The 17,087-nt window shown below is 39.5% G+C and carries 13 protein-coding genes and 2 pseudogenes; 11 read left to right on the top strand and 4 right to left on the bottom strand.

The annotated features are described in order from the left end of the window. The first annotated feature begins 801 nt into the window (after positions 1-801). The 5 genes and pseudogenes from QUE23_RS05075 to QUE23_RS05055 all read left to right on the top strand — a co-directional run bounded on the left by QUE23_RS05075 (position 802) and on the right by QUE23_RS05055 (position 6,638). The gene (locus tag QUE23_RS05075) at positions 802-1,026 is read left to right on the top strand and encodes a type I restriction endonuclease (RefSeq protein WP_286348033.1); all 225 of its coding nucleotides are present in this window, start codon (positions 802-804) and stop codon (positions 1,024-1,026) included. A 53-nt stretch (positions 1,027-1,079) separates the two neighbouring features. Beyond that, positions 1,080-3,029 (top strand): annotated as a pseudogene (locus tag QUE23_RS05070) (HsdR family type I site-specific deoxyribonuclease); the annotation flags it as partial. 202 nt (positions 3,030-3,231) lie between these two features. After that, positions 3,232-3,879, top strand: a complete 648-nt coding sequence (locus tag QUE23_RS05065) for a hypothetical protein (protein WP_286348032.1) — start codon at positions 3,232-3,234, stop codon at positions 3,877-3,879. Positions 3,880-3,889: 10 nt separating this feature from the next. Next, the gene (locus QUE23_RS05060) at positions 3,890-5,524 is read left to right on the top strand and encodes an HsdM family class I SAM-dependent methyltransferase (protein WP_286348031.1); all 1,635 of its coding nucleotides are present in this window, start codon (positions 3,890-3,892) and stop codon (positions 5,522-5,524) included. Further along, positions 5,517-6,638 (top strand): restriction endonuclease subunit S, encoded by a 1,122-nt coding sequence (locus QUE23_RS05055; RefSeq protein WP_286348030.1) that lies wholly within the window; start codon positions 5,517-5,519, stop codon positions 6,636-6,638. The genes QUE23_RS05060 and QUE23_RS05055 overlap by 8 nt, the downstream gene beginning before the upstream one ends. 420 nt (positions 6,639-7,058) lie before the next feature. Here QUE23_RS05055 and QUE23_RS05050 read toward each other — a convergent pair whose 3' ends face one another. Genes QUE23_RS05050 through QUE23_RS05040 form a run of 3 tightly spaced genes read right to left on the bottom strand, consistent with a single transcriptional unit; the run spans position 7,059 to position 10,549 of the window. Then, the gene (locus QUE23_RS05050) at positions 7,059-7,787 is read right to left on the bottom strand and encodes a hypothetical protein (RefSeq protein WP_286348029.1); all 729 of its coding nucleotides are present in this window, start codon (positions 7,785-7,787) and stop codon (positions 7,059-7,061) included. Between the two features lie 8 nt (positions 7,788-7,795). Beyond that, on the bottom strand, positions 7,796-8,206 hold the full coding sequence (locus tag QUE23_RS05045; protein ID WP_286348028.1) for a hypothetical protein: 411 nt from the start codon (positions 8,204-8,206) through the stop codon (positions 7,796-7,798). A gap of 45 nt (positions 8,207-8,251) precedes the next feature. Next, positions 8,252-10,549 (bottom strand): AAA family ATPase, encoded by a 2,298-nt coding sequence (locus QUE23_RS05040; RefSeq protein WP_286348027.1) that lies wholly within the window; start codon positions 10,547-10,549, stop codon positions 8,252-8,254. 328 nt (positions 10,550-10,877) lie between these two features. On the opposite strand from QUE23_RS05040, the gene QUE23_RS05035 reads away from it, so the two are divergent. From QUE23_RS05035 to QUE23_RS05015, 5 genes and pseudogenes are all read left to right on the top strand, one after another. After that, the gene (locus QUE23_RS05035) at positions 10,878-11,165 is read left to right on the top strand and encodes a recombinase family protein (RefSeq protein ID WP_286348026.1); all 288 of its coding nucleotides are present in this window, start codon (positions 10,878-10,880) and stop codon (positions 11,163-11,165) included. Between the two features lie 221 nt (positions 11,166-11,386). Beyond that, entirely contained in the window at positions 11,387-11,608 is a 222-nt protein-coding gene (locus tag QUE23_RS05030) for a type II toxin-antitoxin system HicB family antitoxin (protein ID WP_286348025.1), read from the top strand. Continuing rightward, positions 11,601-11,704: pseudogene (locus tag QUE23_RS05025) on the top strand (type II toxin-antitoxin system HicA family toxin); the annotation flags it as partial. The gene QUE23_RS05030 and the pseudogene QUE23_RS05025, both read left to right, overlap by 8 nt. A 177-nt stretch (positions 11,705-11,881) precedes the next feature. Continuing rightward, on the top strand, positions 11,882-12,136 hold the full coding sequence (locus QUE23_RS05020; RefSeq protein WP_286348024.1) for a CAAX protease: 255 nt from the start codon (positions 11,882-11,884) through the stop codon (positions 12,134-12,136). 623 nt (positions 12,137-12,759) lie between these two features. Continuing rightward, positions 12,760-13,485: a F0F1 ATP synthase subunit B family protein gene (locus QUE23_RS05015; RefSeq protein WP_286348023.1), complete on the top strand. Its 726-nt coding sequence runs from the start codon at positions 12,760-12,762 to the stop codon at positions 13,483-13,485. Positions 13,486-13,547: 62 nt separating this feature from the next. Here the strand turns inward: QUE23_RS05015 and QUE23_RS05010 are convergent, their stop codons facing one another. Then, complete coding sequence (locus QUE23_RS05010; protein WP_286348022.1) at positions 13,548-14,753, bottom strand: DUF2130 domain-containing protein; 1,206 nt, start codon at positions 14,751-14,753, stop codon at positions 13,548-13,550. A gap of 450 nt (positions 14,754-15,203) precedes the next feature. Here QUE23_RS05010 and QUE23_RS05005 point away from each other — a divergent pair, with 450 nt between their 5' ends. Next, positions 15,204-17,015, top strand: coding sequence for a UvrD-helicase domain-containing protein (locus QUE23_RS05005; RefSeq protein WP_286348021.1), 1,812 nt, complete (start codon positions 15,204-15,206; stop codon positions 17,013-17,015). Positions 17,016-17,087 lie beyond the last annotated feature (72 nt).

The raw sequence follows: 17,087 nt of genomic DNA, 5'->3' as shown, positions 1-17,087 counted from the left end.
TGGGGCAAGATGGCGATTAAAGTGCTTTGAAATGGTTATAGAGTGCAGGTTTAGAGGTTGGGAGCTTTTCAAAAAACTAGGATTTGAGGTTGGAAGCGATTGTAAGCAATTGCAAAGCTTGAGAAAACAAAACAAATCCTTAGAGCAAGTCTTTCATTCAAGTTTTCTTTCTACATTTCTATCTATGGGTTTCGTTAGCAAGTGGGAAAGTGAGAAAAGGTAGTAGCGGTCACCACATCTTAGCTAGCCGTGTTTTTGAAGGTTTAACGCGCGTTCTCAAAGTGACACCCCGCACCAAATCAGCCACACCCCATAAAGGGCGGCGATGGTCTTTCTAGCGGCCTTCGGGCGGGTCTGTGGACCTAGAGAAAAACTAGGGACACACAACCAACGAGCACTCTGTAACTAGAGGTGATAATTGCTCGCAATTCTAAACAAAGAGAGTGAATAGGGGGTAAATGGCACTTAATCCCCACACAAATACTCCCCATCACACCACCAAGCATCGTCCCACCAATAGACAGTGTTCCCAGGGGGTGTGCCAAAACGCGCACGCAAATATTCTTGTCTGCGCTTTCTGCTCCATTTGGATTTGTGGCGTTCGTTGTAGGCATCTACTTCTTTGCTGTATTGTTCAATCCACTCTTTAGAACCTTTTGTGCCATTTATTGCCCACTCTTGCTTTGAGGTTACTCGTTTAAACTATGTTATAATGGAGGATTGATGTTGCTTTTGGATTAACGTTTTTGATTCATATTTGGTGTGTAAAAATCAGATAGAATGAGAATACAGGGGTGATCTTTGCCAAAATCCGAATTTAATGAACAGAACCGGGTTCAAATTCCAGCCTTAATCCATCTAAATAAAATGGGTTATCACTACATAGGCAAAACAGACAAAACAAATAGCATGGATTCAAGCACGAACATTTTATTAGATTCCTTTAACAAGGCTTTTGAAAAACTAAATTCAAAAGCACCTGTGGGTACATGTGAAAAGATTTTAGAAACCATGCAAAAAAACTAGACAATGAAAAAGATTTAGGGAAAGCTTTTTATTGGTATCTTTTAAACGCTGAATATAAGCTTTTAGATTTTGAAAATCCAAGTAATAATATTTTTGAAATGCGCGCAGAGTTACCTTATAAAAGTTTAAGACCAGACATTACGCTTTTTGTGAATGGTCTGCCTCTAGCTTGCATTGAAGTTAAAAAACCTCTAGGGCAACAAAACATACAAGATGAGCAGGAGCGTTTTATTAAACGCTGTGGCGACCAAAGCAATAGGCATTTTTTGAATCTTATACAGCTTTGGATTTTCAGCACAAACGAATCCTATGGTCAAGATAACTCGCAAGGTGTATTCTACACCACTTCTTATCAAGCCAACTTTCAACGCTTCAGAGAAGAAATGCCCATAGATTTAGCCTCGATCTCTCCCACCCAACAACAAGAGATATTAGAAGATTTTGAAGCAGTGAATTTAGAAAATACTCCCGAATTTTCTACGAATATGCAAGTGGATACACCGACAAATGCGCTTCTCACCTCTCTATGCCATCCCACTAGATTTTTATTTACCTTGAGATACGGCATTGTTTTTTTGGAAAGGGATAACAACTATACAAAGCACATTTGGCGTTATAACCAATTGTTTGCAAGCCTAAGGGTGCAACAAGCGTTAAAAAACCACTATAGCGAGTCTAAAGTACCCAAAAATCCATTAAATGGGGTGATTTGGCACACACAAGGCAGTGGCAAGACTGCTCTAAGCTACCACCTTACACGCCTTATTAAAGATTTTTTTAAACATTTGCCTAAGTCTAAGCATGCTAAGTTCTACTTTGTTGTGGATAGGTTAGATCTATTGGTTCAAGCCAAACAAGAATTCGATGAGCGCGGTATAAAGGTGCATGTCCCCGAAAACAAAAATGCCTTAAATGTTGAACTCTCGAGTCAAAATGCTTATCGAAGCGGTGGGGACGAGATCGTGGTGGTGAATATACAAAGATTTGAAGACTTATCAAAAAGCGACTTAGTTTCACCGGCGCAAAACGAACATTTGCAAAGAGTGTTTGTTGTAGATGAAGCCCATAGAAGCTACGATCCCAAAGGCTGTTTTTTAGCTAATTTGCTTAACGCAGATAAGAATGCCATAAAGATTGCCCTAACAGGCACTCCACTTTTAGAAAAAAACAAACAAGACAAAGCGACTAAAAAAATCTTTGGAAATTATTTGCACACTTACAATTATGCGCAATCCATTGAGGACGGGCACACACTCAAGCTCATTAGGGAAGCCATAGAGCCCCAATACAAGATAAGATTGCAAGGCATTTCTAAGAAAATCCAAGATGAAATAAAGATTGATGAAATCTCCATAAAAGAAAAACATATTTTTGAAGATGCCCGCTATATCAAAAGTTTTTTACACTACATCATCCAAGACTTCTTAAAGTTTCGAAAAGTTTTCGATGATGAAAATTTACAGGCAATGATTGTTTGTTATTCTAGTGCTCAAGCCAAATTAGCCAATGAGCTTTTTAAGCAAGTGCAAGAGGATATATTTAAAGAAGACGACAATGTGAAGGATTTAAAGCGATTGCACCATGCCCTAATATTGCACGACACCAAAGAAGTAGAAAAACTAATCCAGCAATTCAAAAAACCCGGTGCAGAAAGATTGCCCATAGATATTGTACTGGTGGATCGGATGCTTTTAACGGGCTTTGATGCACCTAGACTTAAACGCCTTTATCTTGCCAAGAAGTTAAAAGAACACACATTGCTTCAAGCGTTGGCACGCGTCAATCGTCCATACACCTTGTCCAATGGGGAGAAAATACATAATGGTTACATTGTAGATTTGGCAGACATCCAACAAAATTTTGAGCAAACCACCAATGATTATTTAGGAGAGCTTTGCGAATTTGATGCCCATATCCAGCAAGACGGGAGACATTTTCCAAGTCTTTTTGAGACAATGTTTACCGATCCAAAAAGAGATCAGGCAAAAGATTTCAGAAATTGAAAATATTTTTTTTAACTATGATTGCAAGAACTTAGAAAAAATGAGTCAAGCCATTAGTGGTATGGATTTGGCAGATGTTAGGAAATTATCTGAGGCCGCTAGAACCCTAAAGATTTATGGTAATTTGATACGCAATGACGATGCGATGCACTCATTGCCCCAAGAGCTCTTAGAAGTTGATAGGCTTAGAGCCATAGAGAGTTTGCTTAGTGCAAGACGAAAACAACTTAACGCCGAGACCACTTTAAATGATTTTTATGATAAACCAAATCTAATAGCCTTAGAAAATGTATTGCAGGCATTGGAGTTTGATTTTGTACATAAAGGTGAGGGGGAGCTCCATTTTAAACAAAAAGAAGAGTTGCAAGCCGCACAAGATGGTCTAAAATCCGCCTTACATGCAAACAAAGAACTATGCGATCCAGAGTTCAAAAAATTCCTCAAAGATAGTATATGTCTTGCGCACGAAAGGATCACAAGCAGTAATTTTGACTCCATTTTGAAAGGGACAAAAGAACTCACGCAAAGAGTACAAAAACTCAATCATAATAACATCCATCTATTGGAAAAATATTCGGGCGATGTGAAATATATGCACATACACAAGCGCATGGCAGAACGGCAAATTTTTACAGAGCCTGTCACTTTGTTTAAATTCTTACAAAAATGTCAAAACACGCTTAATGGGATTGTGGAGCAAAGAAGCACCATTGTAGAAGAAAGAGAAACATTTTTGGCAGAGATAAGGATATGTTTTTCAGAAACAGAAATGGGACAACAACTCACAAGCGAGCAAGAAGATTTTATGATAGAAACAATCTACCAGCAGTACCACCAAGCCTATAAATAAGGGACACTCCATGCCCAGTGATGCACTTTTAAAATTAAGACAAGATACACAAAGACTCATTGATGACTTAAAAAGCACATGCGCCGCATATGGTCTAGGCAATGATGGTAATGAATATAAGATTATCATGCAATTATTTTTGTATAAATTCCTATGCAATAAAATCCAAGTGCTCTCGAATGCAAAATATCCTCATAAAAAATACGAGGATTTATCTAAAAAAGAGCAAGAAATATTCAATCTAGTGTTAACAAAAGAAAAACTCCCTAAACTTCAACCCCACCAATTTTTAAGCAGTCTCTACACACATCTAAATGCTTCAGACATCCATTTACAATTGGATCAAGTTTTTGAAGAGATTTCTAAAGAAAATGCATCTCTTTATAGGGCTTTTAGCACAGATAAAAGCGCAATCGATCTCTTTGAGAAAATCAGTCCCTATATCAATGAGGAATCCAAAAGGGCAAGTTTTACACGGAAAGTGTTAGACAGCATTTATAATTTTAGTTTCCAACCAGCCTTTGAAGAGAAACAGGGTTATGACTTCTTTGCCCCCATTTTTGAATATTTGCTTAAAGATTACAATAATGCAGGCGGGGGCAAGTATGCCGAATACTACACCCCTTTAAGCATTGCTAAGGTCATGGCAAAAATCCTAGTCCCCAACCCAGCAAAAGATCAAAAAATTTACGATCCAAGTGCAGGTACCGGGACGCTTCTAATGGCATTAGCCCACCAAATAGGCACGAGCGCATGCACCCTTTATGCCCAAGACATTTCCCAAAAAAGCCTTAAAATGCTTAAGCTTAATTTGATCCTAAACGATTTAACCCACTCGATCCCAAGGGTCATTGAAGGCAACACCCTAACACATCCCCATCATCTTGATCAAAAATTTGATTACATTGTCAGTAATCCGCCCTTTAAGTTAGATTTTTCGAGCGATCACGCCACCATCAAGGCTGATAAAAACAACATCTTTTTTGCAGGTGTACCCGCCATCCCTAAAGATATAAAAAAAGATGGTTTAGTGCGTGTGAGCGATAAAAGCAAAATGCCTATTTATACTTTGTTTTTTCAGCATTGCTTAACACTGCTAAAAGACGATGGCAAGTGCGCCATTGTCGTCCCTACGGGTTTCATTAGTGCTAAAAATGGCGTAGAAAATAGAGTTTTAAGGCATATTGTAGATAAAAAGCTTGTCTATGGTGTCATTTGTATGCCTGCTAAAGTCTTTGCCAACACGGGGACCAATGTAAGCATTATCTTTTTTGCCAAACAAGAACAAGAAGGTGTTGTCTTGATCGATGCTTCTAAAATGGGCGAAAAATATAAAGATCACAACAAACAAGAAAAAACACGCTTGAGAGAATCCGAAATTAAAGACATCACAAAAGTATTTTTACATAAAGAAGCTACCCCCGATTTTTGCGCCTATGTCTCTCACGAAGAAATCGTAGAAAATGGCTATTCTCTAGTGCCGGGACGCTATTTTAAAATAGGGCACAACCTCGATCCCATCAGCCCCGAAGAGTTTAAAGAGCGCATGCAAAAGCATACACAAGAGATCAAAACCCTTTTTACTCAAAGCCAAAACTTGCAACAAGAGATTTTGGAGATGTTGCAGGGGGTGGAGGTTGAATGAATGGGGGTGTTTTTACCTTAAAGATTTAGCCAAAATCGTTGGGGGTGCCACCCCCTCTACTCGCAATCCTAAGCACTATGGAGGCAAGATACGCTGGATCACCCCCAAGGATTTATCCACTTTGAAGGGACGCTATATTGAAAAAGGCAAGAGAAATCTTACAAAATTAGGTTTTAAATCTTGCTCTACGGTCTTATTACCCAAACATGCCATTTTATTTTCATCTAGAGCACCCATAGGCTATGTTGCGATTGCCAAAAGGAGAGTATGCACTGGTCAGGGTTTAAAAAACATGATTGCTAATAAAAAAGTTTATTTTGAGTTTTTGTATTATCTAATACGATATAACAAAGATATTCTTGAACTTATGGGTAGTGGGACTATTTTTAGAGAACTTAATGCGGATACAATAGGATCACTGAAAGTTAAGATACCAATAAACTACCACACACAAAAAGCCATTGCCCATGTGCTCTCCATCTTGGATCAAAAAATAGAACTCAATGAAAAAATCAACCAAGTCATATTGCAAAGCGTGAATGATGTTTATTGGCACTATTTTTATGGGCGATGCAAGAACGGCACGCTAGAAGACTTAATCATTGAAAACCCCAAATCCAAGATTGCAGTAAAAGATGCCAGAAATGCTCGCGGTCCCTACCCCTTTTTTACCAGTGGGGATGCTATTTTGTCCTACCCCCATGCCATCATCGATCGCATCGATCAAAGAAATTGTTTTTTGAATGACGGAGGAAATGCAGACATTAAATTCTATGTGGGTAAAGCAGCATACTCATCGCACACATGGTGTATCCATGCCAACGAATTTAGCGACTATCTTTTTTTACTTCTACTTAACTTAAAACAAGAACTACAGGTTAGATTTTTTCATGGCAGTACGCTTAAAAACTTACAGACAGATTCTCTCAAGAAACACCCAATCTATATCCCCACACCAAATGAGATCGAATCCTTTAATAAAATCGTTGTGCCCCTACTCACCCTCCGATCGCTGAATATGCAAAATTCTAGGCAACTAGAAGAATTAAGGGATTTTTTACTCCCCCTGCTCATGTCCAATCAGTGCAAGGTATCCCTTAAAAATCTCCACTAATTATTATATGATCTAGTCTTATTGTCTGCCGTTTGTGTGGAACACTTATAAGCGTCTTGCGTGAATGGACTTAGATTTTTTGGCTCAACCAAGTCTCCAACTTCAGCACAAATCATCTCTATTGTTCCAACGGCTCTTGACTTCATTGTGACAGACATGCCCATGAGCTCTCGCCTCACTACCAAATGTCTAGTTCTAGCTTGTGTTTTAGTGAGATCTATGGGCGATCACGCTGTCTTTAAAAAGTATGGATTTGATTGAAAAGAGCGGCGCATGCGATTATAGGTAAGAAAAAATAGGTGAATGGGTGGGCGGTGGCAACGCCTCATTTTAAAATAACCATTTAAAGCGGATTTTTAGTTATCTTATGCTAGAATGGGCGGACAATTCGGAGAGCGGACTTTCGCTCATCAACCACCCTTAGTGGTTGGCATATCTTAGTAAATCCTCACTGAAAGCCCTCAATAAGTCGTCTAAGAATTTTCCAATCTTGCTTGGGTGTATGCCTATAAAGTTATCTAGGATTTTTGTTGTCAATCTTGGGTAGGTCTGTCCGTTCTTGCCTACCCTAACCTTTGTGAGGTTCTCCCAATGGTAACAGCGGTTGCGTAAGATGTGAAACAGACTTAAAACGGCTTCAGCTTTGTGGTAGTGGTTTAAGTGGCTTTTTCTGCCATTGATAAAATGCCTTTTCTTGTTGCTAGGGTCATAGCTTTGGAGTTCTATTTTTGTGGCGTCCAAAATGTGTGCCAAAAGATTTTCTTGCCGTATGACATAAATCACCATGCCTAAAGTCATTTTAGAGAGATAGCTATCGTGGCTAAGAGTGGTCGCCTTGCATGCCTTAAGTGTTTCTGTGCGCATTTGGATCACACGGGGGTCTGTGGAGTTGTTAATCCATTCTGTATCTTTGGCACTCAGCAAATGGTCTAAAGAATTACGCAAGGCAATCTCTACAAGTGCAATTTTAGGCGTGTATTTGCCGATGAGTTTTAAATTCTCTAGGTGCGCTTGTAGGTCTTTGTTGTAAGAGTCCAAACGCTTTGTAGAGAGTAGGGTTTCTAGGTCTAACACTTTTCTAACTCCATTTGTCCAATCTTTTTTCTTACCCTTAAATTTTTGGGCTTGGTCTGTTGTCTGATCTATCAAGGTGTGTCTTACTTGTCTTTCTTAGGCTTTTTGCCATTTGCCTTTTGAGGTTCTTTTGGGCTAGAGGGCTTAGAAGTGCCTAGTCTTTGCTGTTGTTTTGTTTTTGTGCTCTGTGTGTCTTGTGTAGTGCTTTGTGGGGTTTGTAGAGCTTGTGTGTCTTGTCCTTGGGTTTGTGGGCTGGCTTCGTTCTTTGCACTCCCTTGCTCCTGCACCACTCTTGCTTGCGTGGCTGTAGCCACTTCTTGTGCCACCTTTCTAGGTCTGCCCACAGGTCTTTTACCCATAAGCTCTGCTGTCAGCATTTTTTTATTCTTATTAGACAAGGCTAAAAGGTGTTTAAAACCCTCCTGAATCTCCAAAGCTTCCTCAAACAACTCCAGCAAGTTCGCTTCTTGCATTTTGTCTTTGATCTCTTGCAAACGCAAGGCATAGTGAGTACAAAAGCTTTTAAGTTTAATTCTTTATCATAAAGGCACGCACACAGCTTGCCCTATCTTTAAGGTGTCTTTAGTGATGATGCATTTTAATCCTTTGTAGTTTTCAATGTCAAAGCGTAAATCCGTCAGCACTTCATGGATTTTTTGATCGAGTGCGCTCATGCCTGTGCCCTCTTTTAAAGCGTCTTCAATCAATAGGCGCTTAGCATCTGAGCTAAACTCTAAAGCACTCCACTTTTCTTTAAATTCTTCACAAAAGGGCTGGATACGGCGGTTAAAAAGTTCAGCGAGCATGTCTATATCCACCAAATCAAAAACGACTCGCACGGCAAAACGGCGCAAAAACTCCCGTTTCATCCCACATTCCATTAAATCTTCATTGCTAAATTGTGGCAATTTAAAAGGTTTGGAGTAGTCTGTGGGGATAAAACCGATAGAATGCGCTTTTTGCTCCGTTGAATTGCCGTGCCATAACTTTTCAAAATGCCCTAAAGCTACAAAAAGGATTTGATCGGTTTTTAAAGAAATGGTTTTCTTATCATATTCAAACGAAATCACGCCTTTTTCAATCGCCTTCAATAATTCATTCTGCACCCCCTGCCGCCATTCTTTAGAGTCGTCATTCCCTTGTCCTAATTTATCCACTTCATCTAAGACAATCACGCCTTTTTGTGCTTTTTCAATGTTCTTGTCAGCATTCACATAGAGTCCTATAAACATTTGGTCGGTTTCCTCCCCCCTATAACCTGTGGGTGTGAAGGAAGCCGCATTGGCGATACAGTAGGGGATGTCTAAATATTCTGTGGCCTTTTCAATTAAAAAAGTCTTGCCACTACCTGATGGTCCTACACAAATGGCGTTGGCTTTGATTAAATTAGACTGCCCATTGATGCGCTTATAATGGTCGCTAAAAACCAAACTCATGCGCTTTTTAGCCCCATCTTGACCGATGATGTGTTTATCTAAATACTTCTTAATGGCTTTGGGAGAATATTTGTTCTGGGGGTCTGTGGATTCTTCTGCTTGTAATTGAGTTGCATAGCTTTGGATGTTGCAATGAGAGTTTTCCATAATCTCTTTTATTTTGGTTTCTTCTAAGCTCCCAAAGCCAAAAAGAGTGCGTAAATTCCCTAAATCACGGGCACCCCTACATAAAAGCGCACTTGATTTGAAGTCATGGTTTTTGGTAAAAATCAGGTTTTCTTGGTCTTTAAACACAGCGATAGGAAAATCCATATGACACAAGATAGATTCCAAAGATACCACACATAAACTTTCCTCGTGTTCATAAAAAGCTCTTTCAAATATTTGGGATTCTACAGGGCTTAGACTTGCCAAAAGACTTAGTTTAACTTCTTCTAACTCTCCAAATTCATCAAAAATTTCCAATAGGTGCTCCAAAGCCCAAACCCATAATGCTTCTGCAATGTAATAGTTCTCTTGTTCGCCGTGTATAAAATGCCACCTCGCTAAAAAATTGTCTTTCTTGGGGTTGCTAAGGCGGAACTCTGCAATGTACTCAGGTGTAATTAGACCACAATGCCATTTTAAACAAAGCCTTGCAAGTTTATAGCGGACTTGGCGTGCTGAGTTATCTTTAACTCTAGAGCGAACCAAGTGCTTGATCACGCGTTCTAATTTGTTTTGGCAGATGTCAAGCTGTTTAGAGAGAAATGTGCGCAAGTACTGGGAATCGTATTTAGGCATGTTGTTGGGCACTGGATCGCGATCAATTGGAAAAACATAGACATCACCTTGGCGGTATTTTTCTAGGACAACAGAGACATGTTTGGGGAGAAAGGCAAGCCGTTCGACATCCACTTCTATCTGGGAGGTTGTTTCTACAGCGTTTAAAGAATCATAAAAATTAGCATGCCAGTCGTCCAATGCGAGCTCTGTTGCCCTTTGATTTATCTCATCTTCATCATAACCCTCATCATCTTCATCGCAATCACCATGAAGTTGCTCCCACTTAAAGTTCTCATAATCTTCAAACTTTGGATCATAGTAAGCGTAACAGTCAGCTAAGTCATACAAAAATTCCTCTAGCGTCCCGCTGTCAAAAAACCCGGGCACGGGCTGTATTGCTTGCCTCTCTTGGCATATTTGAGAAAAAAAGTACCACTTCCCACCCCAAAACTCACAATCATCGGCAATGCTGTCCCATTTGATTTGTATATCCTTAAACTCTTTTTCCTCTACATTAACCCACCCATAATTTTTAAACGCCTTTTGTAAAAACAATTCAGCAACTTCACCTGCTCCATTTTCCAGTAGATATTTTTCTAACTCATAACGACTCATGGATTTTTTGGGTTCTTGCATAAAAGATCCTTGCAAAAAATTAAATATTAGATACTAGCAAATCCTGTAATTAGACGAGTGCCAATGTCGAACATGCCATCACGCTTGGTTATATCAAGTCATGGCTAATTATTGTATGAAAATTAGAACTATATAAGCAAATTGATAAAAGCAAATTGATAAAATAGTGTTAAGGTGTTAGGGCATTTCTAGGACCCCAGTACTCCCCATCTCTGCAGTCTTTTAATACCCAACAGCCCTCGAATGGTCTTTGAGGATACTTTCGTCTCTTAGTATATACCAAATCACAGAGCTCAAGCAAGCGTTACACAAAGGCGACTTACTGCTAGTGGCTGAATTAACCCGCTTGGGGCGTTCAATGGTTGAAGTGATGAACCTAGTAGAGCATTTTAACCAAAGCGGGGTTTCTGTGCGCTTTATTAGACAGCCCGAGCTCAACACCTATAAAAGCGCATTAGGCGGGCTACTCATCGCCATTTATGGCTATATCGCTCAAGCCGAACGAGAGATGATAAGCCTACGCACAAAATCCGCTCTCGCCGCCAAAAAAGCCGATGGCATACACTTAGGGCGGGCTAATACAGAGAAATGGGACTCGCTTTTTCTGAAAGTTTGAAATTGCTGGACTGCCCAAAAACCAAAGCTTGTGAGTTTCTTGTGCTACTCAAGACTAGTGGAATAAATGTTTTCGATAAGTCTTGTTGTCTCTCTTTCAAAGGCTTTAATGTGTGTTTGACTCTTGGCATCTAACTTGGCTTTCTTTGATCATTGTCTTATAATGTGCTCGAATAAATATGGTGTATATAATCAACTTTCAATTTAATCAAGGGTAATGACATGCTTTTAAATGCCGTGATAGAAAAGGATGAACATGGGTACTTTGCTTTTGTCCCTTCTTTACAAGGCTGCATGACACAAGGTGATAGTTATGAAGAAGCTCTAGAGAATATTAAAGAGGCTGCAGAGCTTTATTTAGAGAGCTTAGAGGCAGATGAGTTAGCTCATCTCTCCAATAGAAATTCTGTAATAGTTCCTATTGAGGTAGCGGTTAATGCCTGAATTGCCACGCCTCACAGCAAAAAAGCAGAAAAACTCCTGTTACAAAATGGGTTTATCTTGGCTAGACAGAAGAGCAGTCATAGAATTTATGTGAAATGGACACAATTTTCCAAAATTCTCTCTAAAGAGAGTGCCTCTTTCTTTACTTCAAACTTTGGAGGTCAGTTTATATGCAATCAAATAAAAAAGAAAATCCAAGATGCATGCAAAGTTTTCTGATAAATACCATGACATTTCTAATGGAGATTGGAGATGAAATAAAAATGGTTTACCATGGATGAAAATCTTGATCTAGAAGCCCGACATGCGCAAGTCCAAGCCTTTAAAAGCGACATTAGAAATCTCATATCCTTAGAGCGTTTAAAGACCTATGACAATGACATTGCCAAGCACAACGCTAGTTTAGAGTTCAATGCTAGGCTCACCCCAAAGATCGCCCAAGCAGAGATTTATCTAAGGAACATTGTAGATTTTTGTATGCAATTAGTCACTGGCAGTCCAGCTTGGATTATCAACGCACCTACTTAAGCAAAGAGATAGAGAAGATTCATAAGCGAACAAGGAGAGATAGGTCAGCCCAAGAGGATATAGACCATGCCCAATCTGTTGATTTTAAAGCTTACAATTCGTATTTGCTGTCTAATTTAACCTTGGGATCTGTTATCGTTGTCATCAAACAAAACCATTTGCAAAATTTGATCTTTGATTTTAGAAAACATAGATTAGATTTTAGGGATTTTTGTAGTCTTAATAAAAGAGTGGATTTAAAACTCCCCAATTATCACAAAGTCAACATTGTCTTAGACCTATTTTCTAATTTGAGAAATGCTTGTTTTCACTAGGAAAATCTAGCAAAGACCAAAGTCAAGGATGGCATTGCATATCCTAGAATTTCTGTGCGCATTCTAAGTGGCGAGATGGGGTTGCATTCCAGGCGGATCGTGAATCTTGCACACGAAAAGATTGAGCATTTTTTAGAGTTTTTACTGCAGAAATTAAGGCAAAAAACCCAGTGAAACAACCAAAAAACCAATCTTCAAGTCGGGGGAGCCCCCCGTTGAATTTCATGCTTATTGTTACACAGATCGTGTAAAAAGCTCCTTAACAATATGAAAACACAACTGCAAACAAAATAAGGATATACTAAACACATGATCAGAAAAAAAGCAACAACACAGACCCTAAAACCCCATATAACACTCCCACCACCCTTTGGACTAAAGGAATTTGAGAATAGGTTTTGGCGTTTAAAAGAGAAAAAGTTGTTAGTGGATGCACACATCGGTTGCGTGTATGCGGATAAAGCCAAAGTGTGCGGATATGGAGCGGTGCTCACTTTGTTTTATAAAGAGAAAGACGAAACTCTTTCATTAGAGCAAAGAAAACTTGAACCTTGGCAACACCTAGAACACACCTTGCAGGGTGTGCCACCCACTAGCGTGCTGTCTTGGGATTTGGATCGGATGTATTTGTACACTCTGTGCAAAGTCTTAGGAAGTATTGGACGACCCTCTTATGTCTTTTTACACACAAAGTCCTCTTATCTTTTGGAGAATGTCCCCCATTTTAGGTCTCTAGCAGATCGTCCCACTCTAAAAGACGAGGATTTATGGATGCGCTTAGGGCACTTGTTAAATGAACACACTCTCATTTTTGACACAAAATGGTGTAAGAATGTGTGTTTTAAGTTTGCTTGGGACAACATCACCACTTCTTTACAAGAACGCAGAGAAAAGCGAGAGGAATTGAAGGCATGCAGGGCGCAATTAAAAAAATACAATGTGCAATTAAAGCCATATAAACACGAGAGACTTAAACAGCGCATTGCTTCTAGCTTTGCTATGGCAAAAAGAGGGACAAAAAGAAAGGACGGATGAAGCACCGAAACAGCTCCTAGCTTGATCCCCGCTTAGAGTGGGACACATACAGCGTAGCCCAACTAAGCATCCTTTTCTTCTGTTGTATCATCCTCATCTACACCTAATTCTAAAATTTTCAAGGGGGCGATGGCGTTGCCAGCAATACCTTCAATACAGCCACGTGTGCGCGCCACAATGAAATGCAAGCCCTCTATTTGTTTCTCCCTTTTCGCCCATTGCTTCTCAAGCTTACCCATGTATTTCTTTGCTTCTTTTTTCTCTTCATTGAGGCTAGCTTGCATGGCTTGAAAAATCACAATGGCATCGTGCACTTCTCTTGCAAACTCTGCCCCCACCAAGTAATTATAGAGCTCGTGGACTTTACCGCCCTTGTTTTCTTGGCTTCTTTGCGCTAAGGCGACATGCAAAATCATCTCCCTTAAAATCCCACAAAGCCCCTTAAATTCTTGAAAAGTGCAGACATACACACCTTTATAAAGCCCCATGCGCTCCATCGTTTTAGGCAGGGCTTGTGTCACAAGCACCCCCAAATGCGCCCCGCATTCCCGTTTGTTTTGTGTGAGTTTTTCAATCCATTCTTCTTTGAAATGTTGGGCGCGCTTGCTTTCATAACAAATCATGCCACAATCTTGCCCCCTATCGTCCCGCACGATTTGTAAACAATCCGCTCCCCTTGTTCCTTTGGGGACTTCTTGAATGCCATCTAGTGGGAAATTATGGCGTAAATATTCCTCAATCACCAACTCTTGGACTTCTCCTTGTAATTGTTGCGAAATTGTGGGTTGTGCTTTTTTATGGGCTTCTTCTAGGGCTTTTTCTAACCGCTCTTTTTGCACCCTTTCTTCTTTGATTTTGAGCTCGTATTCTTCTTGCAACTTGAGCCTTAAAGTTTTTTCTATTACTTCTTGCTGTGCCTGCAATTGCATGGCATTTTGGGCTTGCAAGCGGGCTTGCTCTTGCTGTATTTGGGCTTGCATTTGGGCGCGTTCTTTCTCGAGAGCCTGTGCTATACCCTGTTGTACTTGCTGTGCCATTACTTGCTTTTGGGCTTCTAGCTGTTTTAGGGCTTCTTGGGTTTCTTGCTTGTTTTTAGCCATTTGTGTGTTTAAGCGGGCTTGCTCTTGGGATAAACGGGTTTTCTCTTGCTCTAAATTAGCCTTCTCTTGAGCCATTTTGTGTTCTAACTCTTTGGCAACTTGCTCAGATAGAATCTCGCCCACATTAAAGGTGTGCTGACAATTAGGGCATGTGATGCTGTCGTTCATGGTTGTCCTTTGTGTTTAATAATGGCGCATTATAAACGACAAGTAATAAATTTAGCACCCACCAGCCCTAGATAATGGGTAAAATGTAGTTGAAAACAAATGCAGCTAGACAGCACTTTTGATACTGTGCAACTAATCACTTGTGATAAAATCCAAAAAGCAATAGAGTGGACGCGTCGTTTCAAGTTATCGACCCGAAGTCACAAGACTTAAAGGTTGCCAAATTTATTACAAAAAGAATCTATAGATTTTTTGAAAAAGTAGGGTTAGAATGCGACATCCCAATTATTCCGTGCGTAATATTGAGAGCATGGGAGGATTGTGAGCCTATGGGTAAAAATACAGCAAAAAGCCATTGCTTAAACCTCTCCAACACTCGAGTAACCAAAATCAATAGTGCCATTATCTAGTGTTATAATTCATTTCACTAATTATTAACGGATAATGAAAATGATAAATGATACAAGTGATAATAATATGACACAATGGACAGATGAACAAAAGGCAATCATTACAAAATATCAGCGCATTAATTTTGTCAACGCTTGCGCTGGATCAGGCAAAACCGCTACGATATTAGGGGTGATGGAGCACATCAAACAACAAAGAGATGCAAGAACCAAGACCCAAAAAACCAACGGCATATTAGGTTATGTTGGCAAACAAGAAAAATTGTTATATCTTTGTTTTAATAAGCACTTAAAAGAAGATGTAAAGAAAAAGCTAGCAATGAAAGGTTTAGAAAAACAAGTGCGGGTGGGGACTTTTAACTCTATAACTTATCAGTATGTTTTTTTTGAAAGGAACGGTGGGGTACCTAAATTTGATGATTTTCTAGTTGCTAGAGGTTTTGATTTGACATGCATGGACATGTCTGATTGTTGTAAAGCAATTTTGAAAGAAATGAGCAAATGGTTGGTAAATTGGAAAGAAGATCAAGAAATGGAGTTTTTAGTTGAAAAATTGCTAGAGTGCAAGGATTTTAAGATCACCCATGCACTGTGTGATAGATTGTATATGCTAGACAATCAAGTGCAACCTTATCGGTATATTTTTGTAGATGAAGTGCAGGATTTGAAAGGGTTGTTTTTAGAGATGCTGGTGCGGCAAGTTAAGTATGTTGATAAAATGTGCAGTCAAGGACAGGAGGGGGCGGTATTTTTTGTGGGAGATCCATGTCAAAAGATTTATGGTTTCTTGGATCCTAGGGAGGGATTTAACTTTTTACATAAACGTTTAAAAGAAGAAGGGGTGTCTTATAAAGAGTTTCACTTAACTTGCTCTTTTAGATGTCCGCCCCATGTCGTAGGAGAAGCTAATAAAATCTTGGCATTACTAGGTGCGATACCAATGCAATCTTTTAAAAACGAGATGAAGAATGAATACAGGGATGAATTTAAAGGCAAGGGGAGTATTTTATTGTGTCGCACAAATTTTGCAATTTTAGAGCACATTGCGCGGGCGATTCTACCGGACGGTAAGCGCGAAAAAGAGCTGCGGTTTTTTAATTTAGGTGAAAAAGATATAGGACAGATTTTTCGAGATTTTGAAGACATGTGTCTTTTTTGGAAAAAAGATTTTGACAAGATAGATAATAAAGAAAAGTTTAGCCCCTATGAGAAGTTAATGCAAAAGCAAGGTAGTTTATTAATAGTGCTGAAAACGGCTATTGAAAAAGGCGATAGTGTATTTGCTAGCGATTTGTCAAGTTTTATGGATATAAAAGAGCGTTTAGAAAATAGGGGGATTAATGTGGGGGTATTGCTTGATGAAATTAGGCGCCTAGAGGAGGAGGGGAAAAAGGATAGCCCTTTTGATTGTTACATCAGCACAGCACATAAAAGCAAGGGTATGGAGTTTCAGTCTGTGTGTTTAGCGCCACAAGGATTTATGCGTTATTATGGGATTGATTTGTTTGATTTTGATGAGCTGAAAAAATCTCTAGATAAGGTAGAGTTTAAAGTGAGGGAGGTGAAAAAGAAGGGAGAGGGTGAGGTGGGAGAGGTAGCAAAGAACTACTTGCGTGTTTTACGAGATTTTAAAGCGTTTTTAAAGCAAGATTTTGAGGACAATGTGGTGGTTGAGGAGTTGCGGTTACTGTATGTTGCCTTAACTCGCTCACAGAGCCATCTTGAAAATGCTACAAACTACACAAACAACTTAGAGAAGTGGTTAGATGGCATAAAAGATGTTGTAGTGAGCTACAAGGATCTTGCACAAGAAGGTGAGCGCCTTTATGAGAGAGAAAAGATCTCTACGTAGAATTTGTCTATAGTCTATTGTGTAGAATAGATGGTGGTAACTGATTGTGGCAAAGACTGCGGTTGTGTTTCT

The sequence above is a fragment of the Helicobacter felistomachi genome, from assembly GCF_030296895.1.
Lineage (GTDB): Bacteria > Campylobacterota > Campylobacteria > Campylobacterales > Helicobacteraceae > Helicobacter > Helicobacter felistomachi.
Note: the sequence above shows the minus strand (reverse complement) of the source record. Positions and strands in the feature narration are given on the sequence as shown.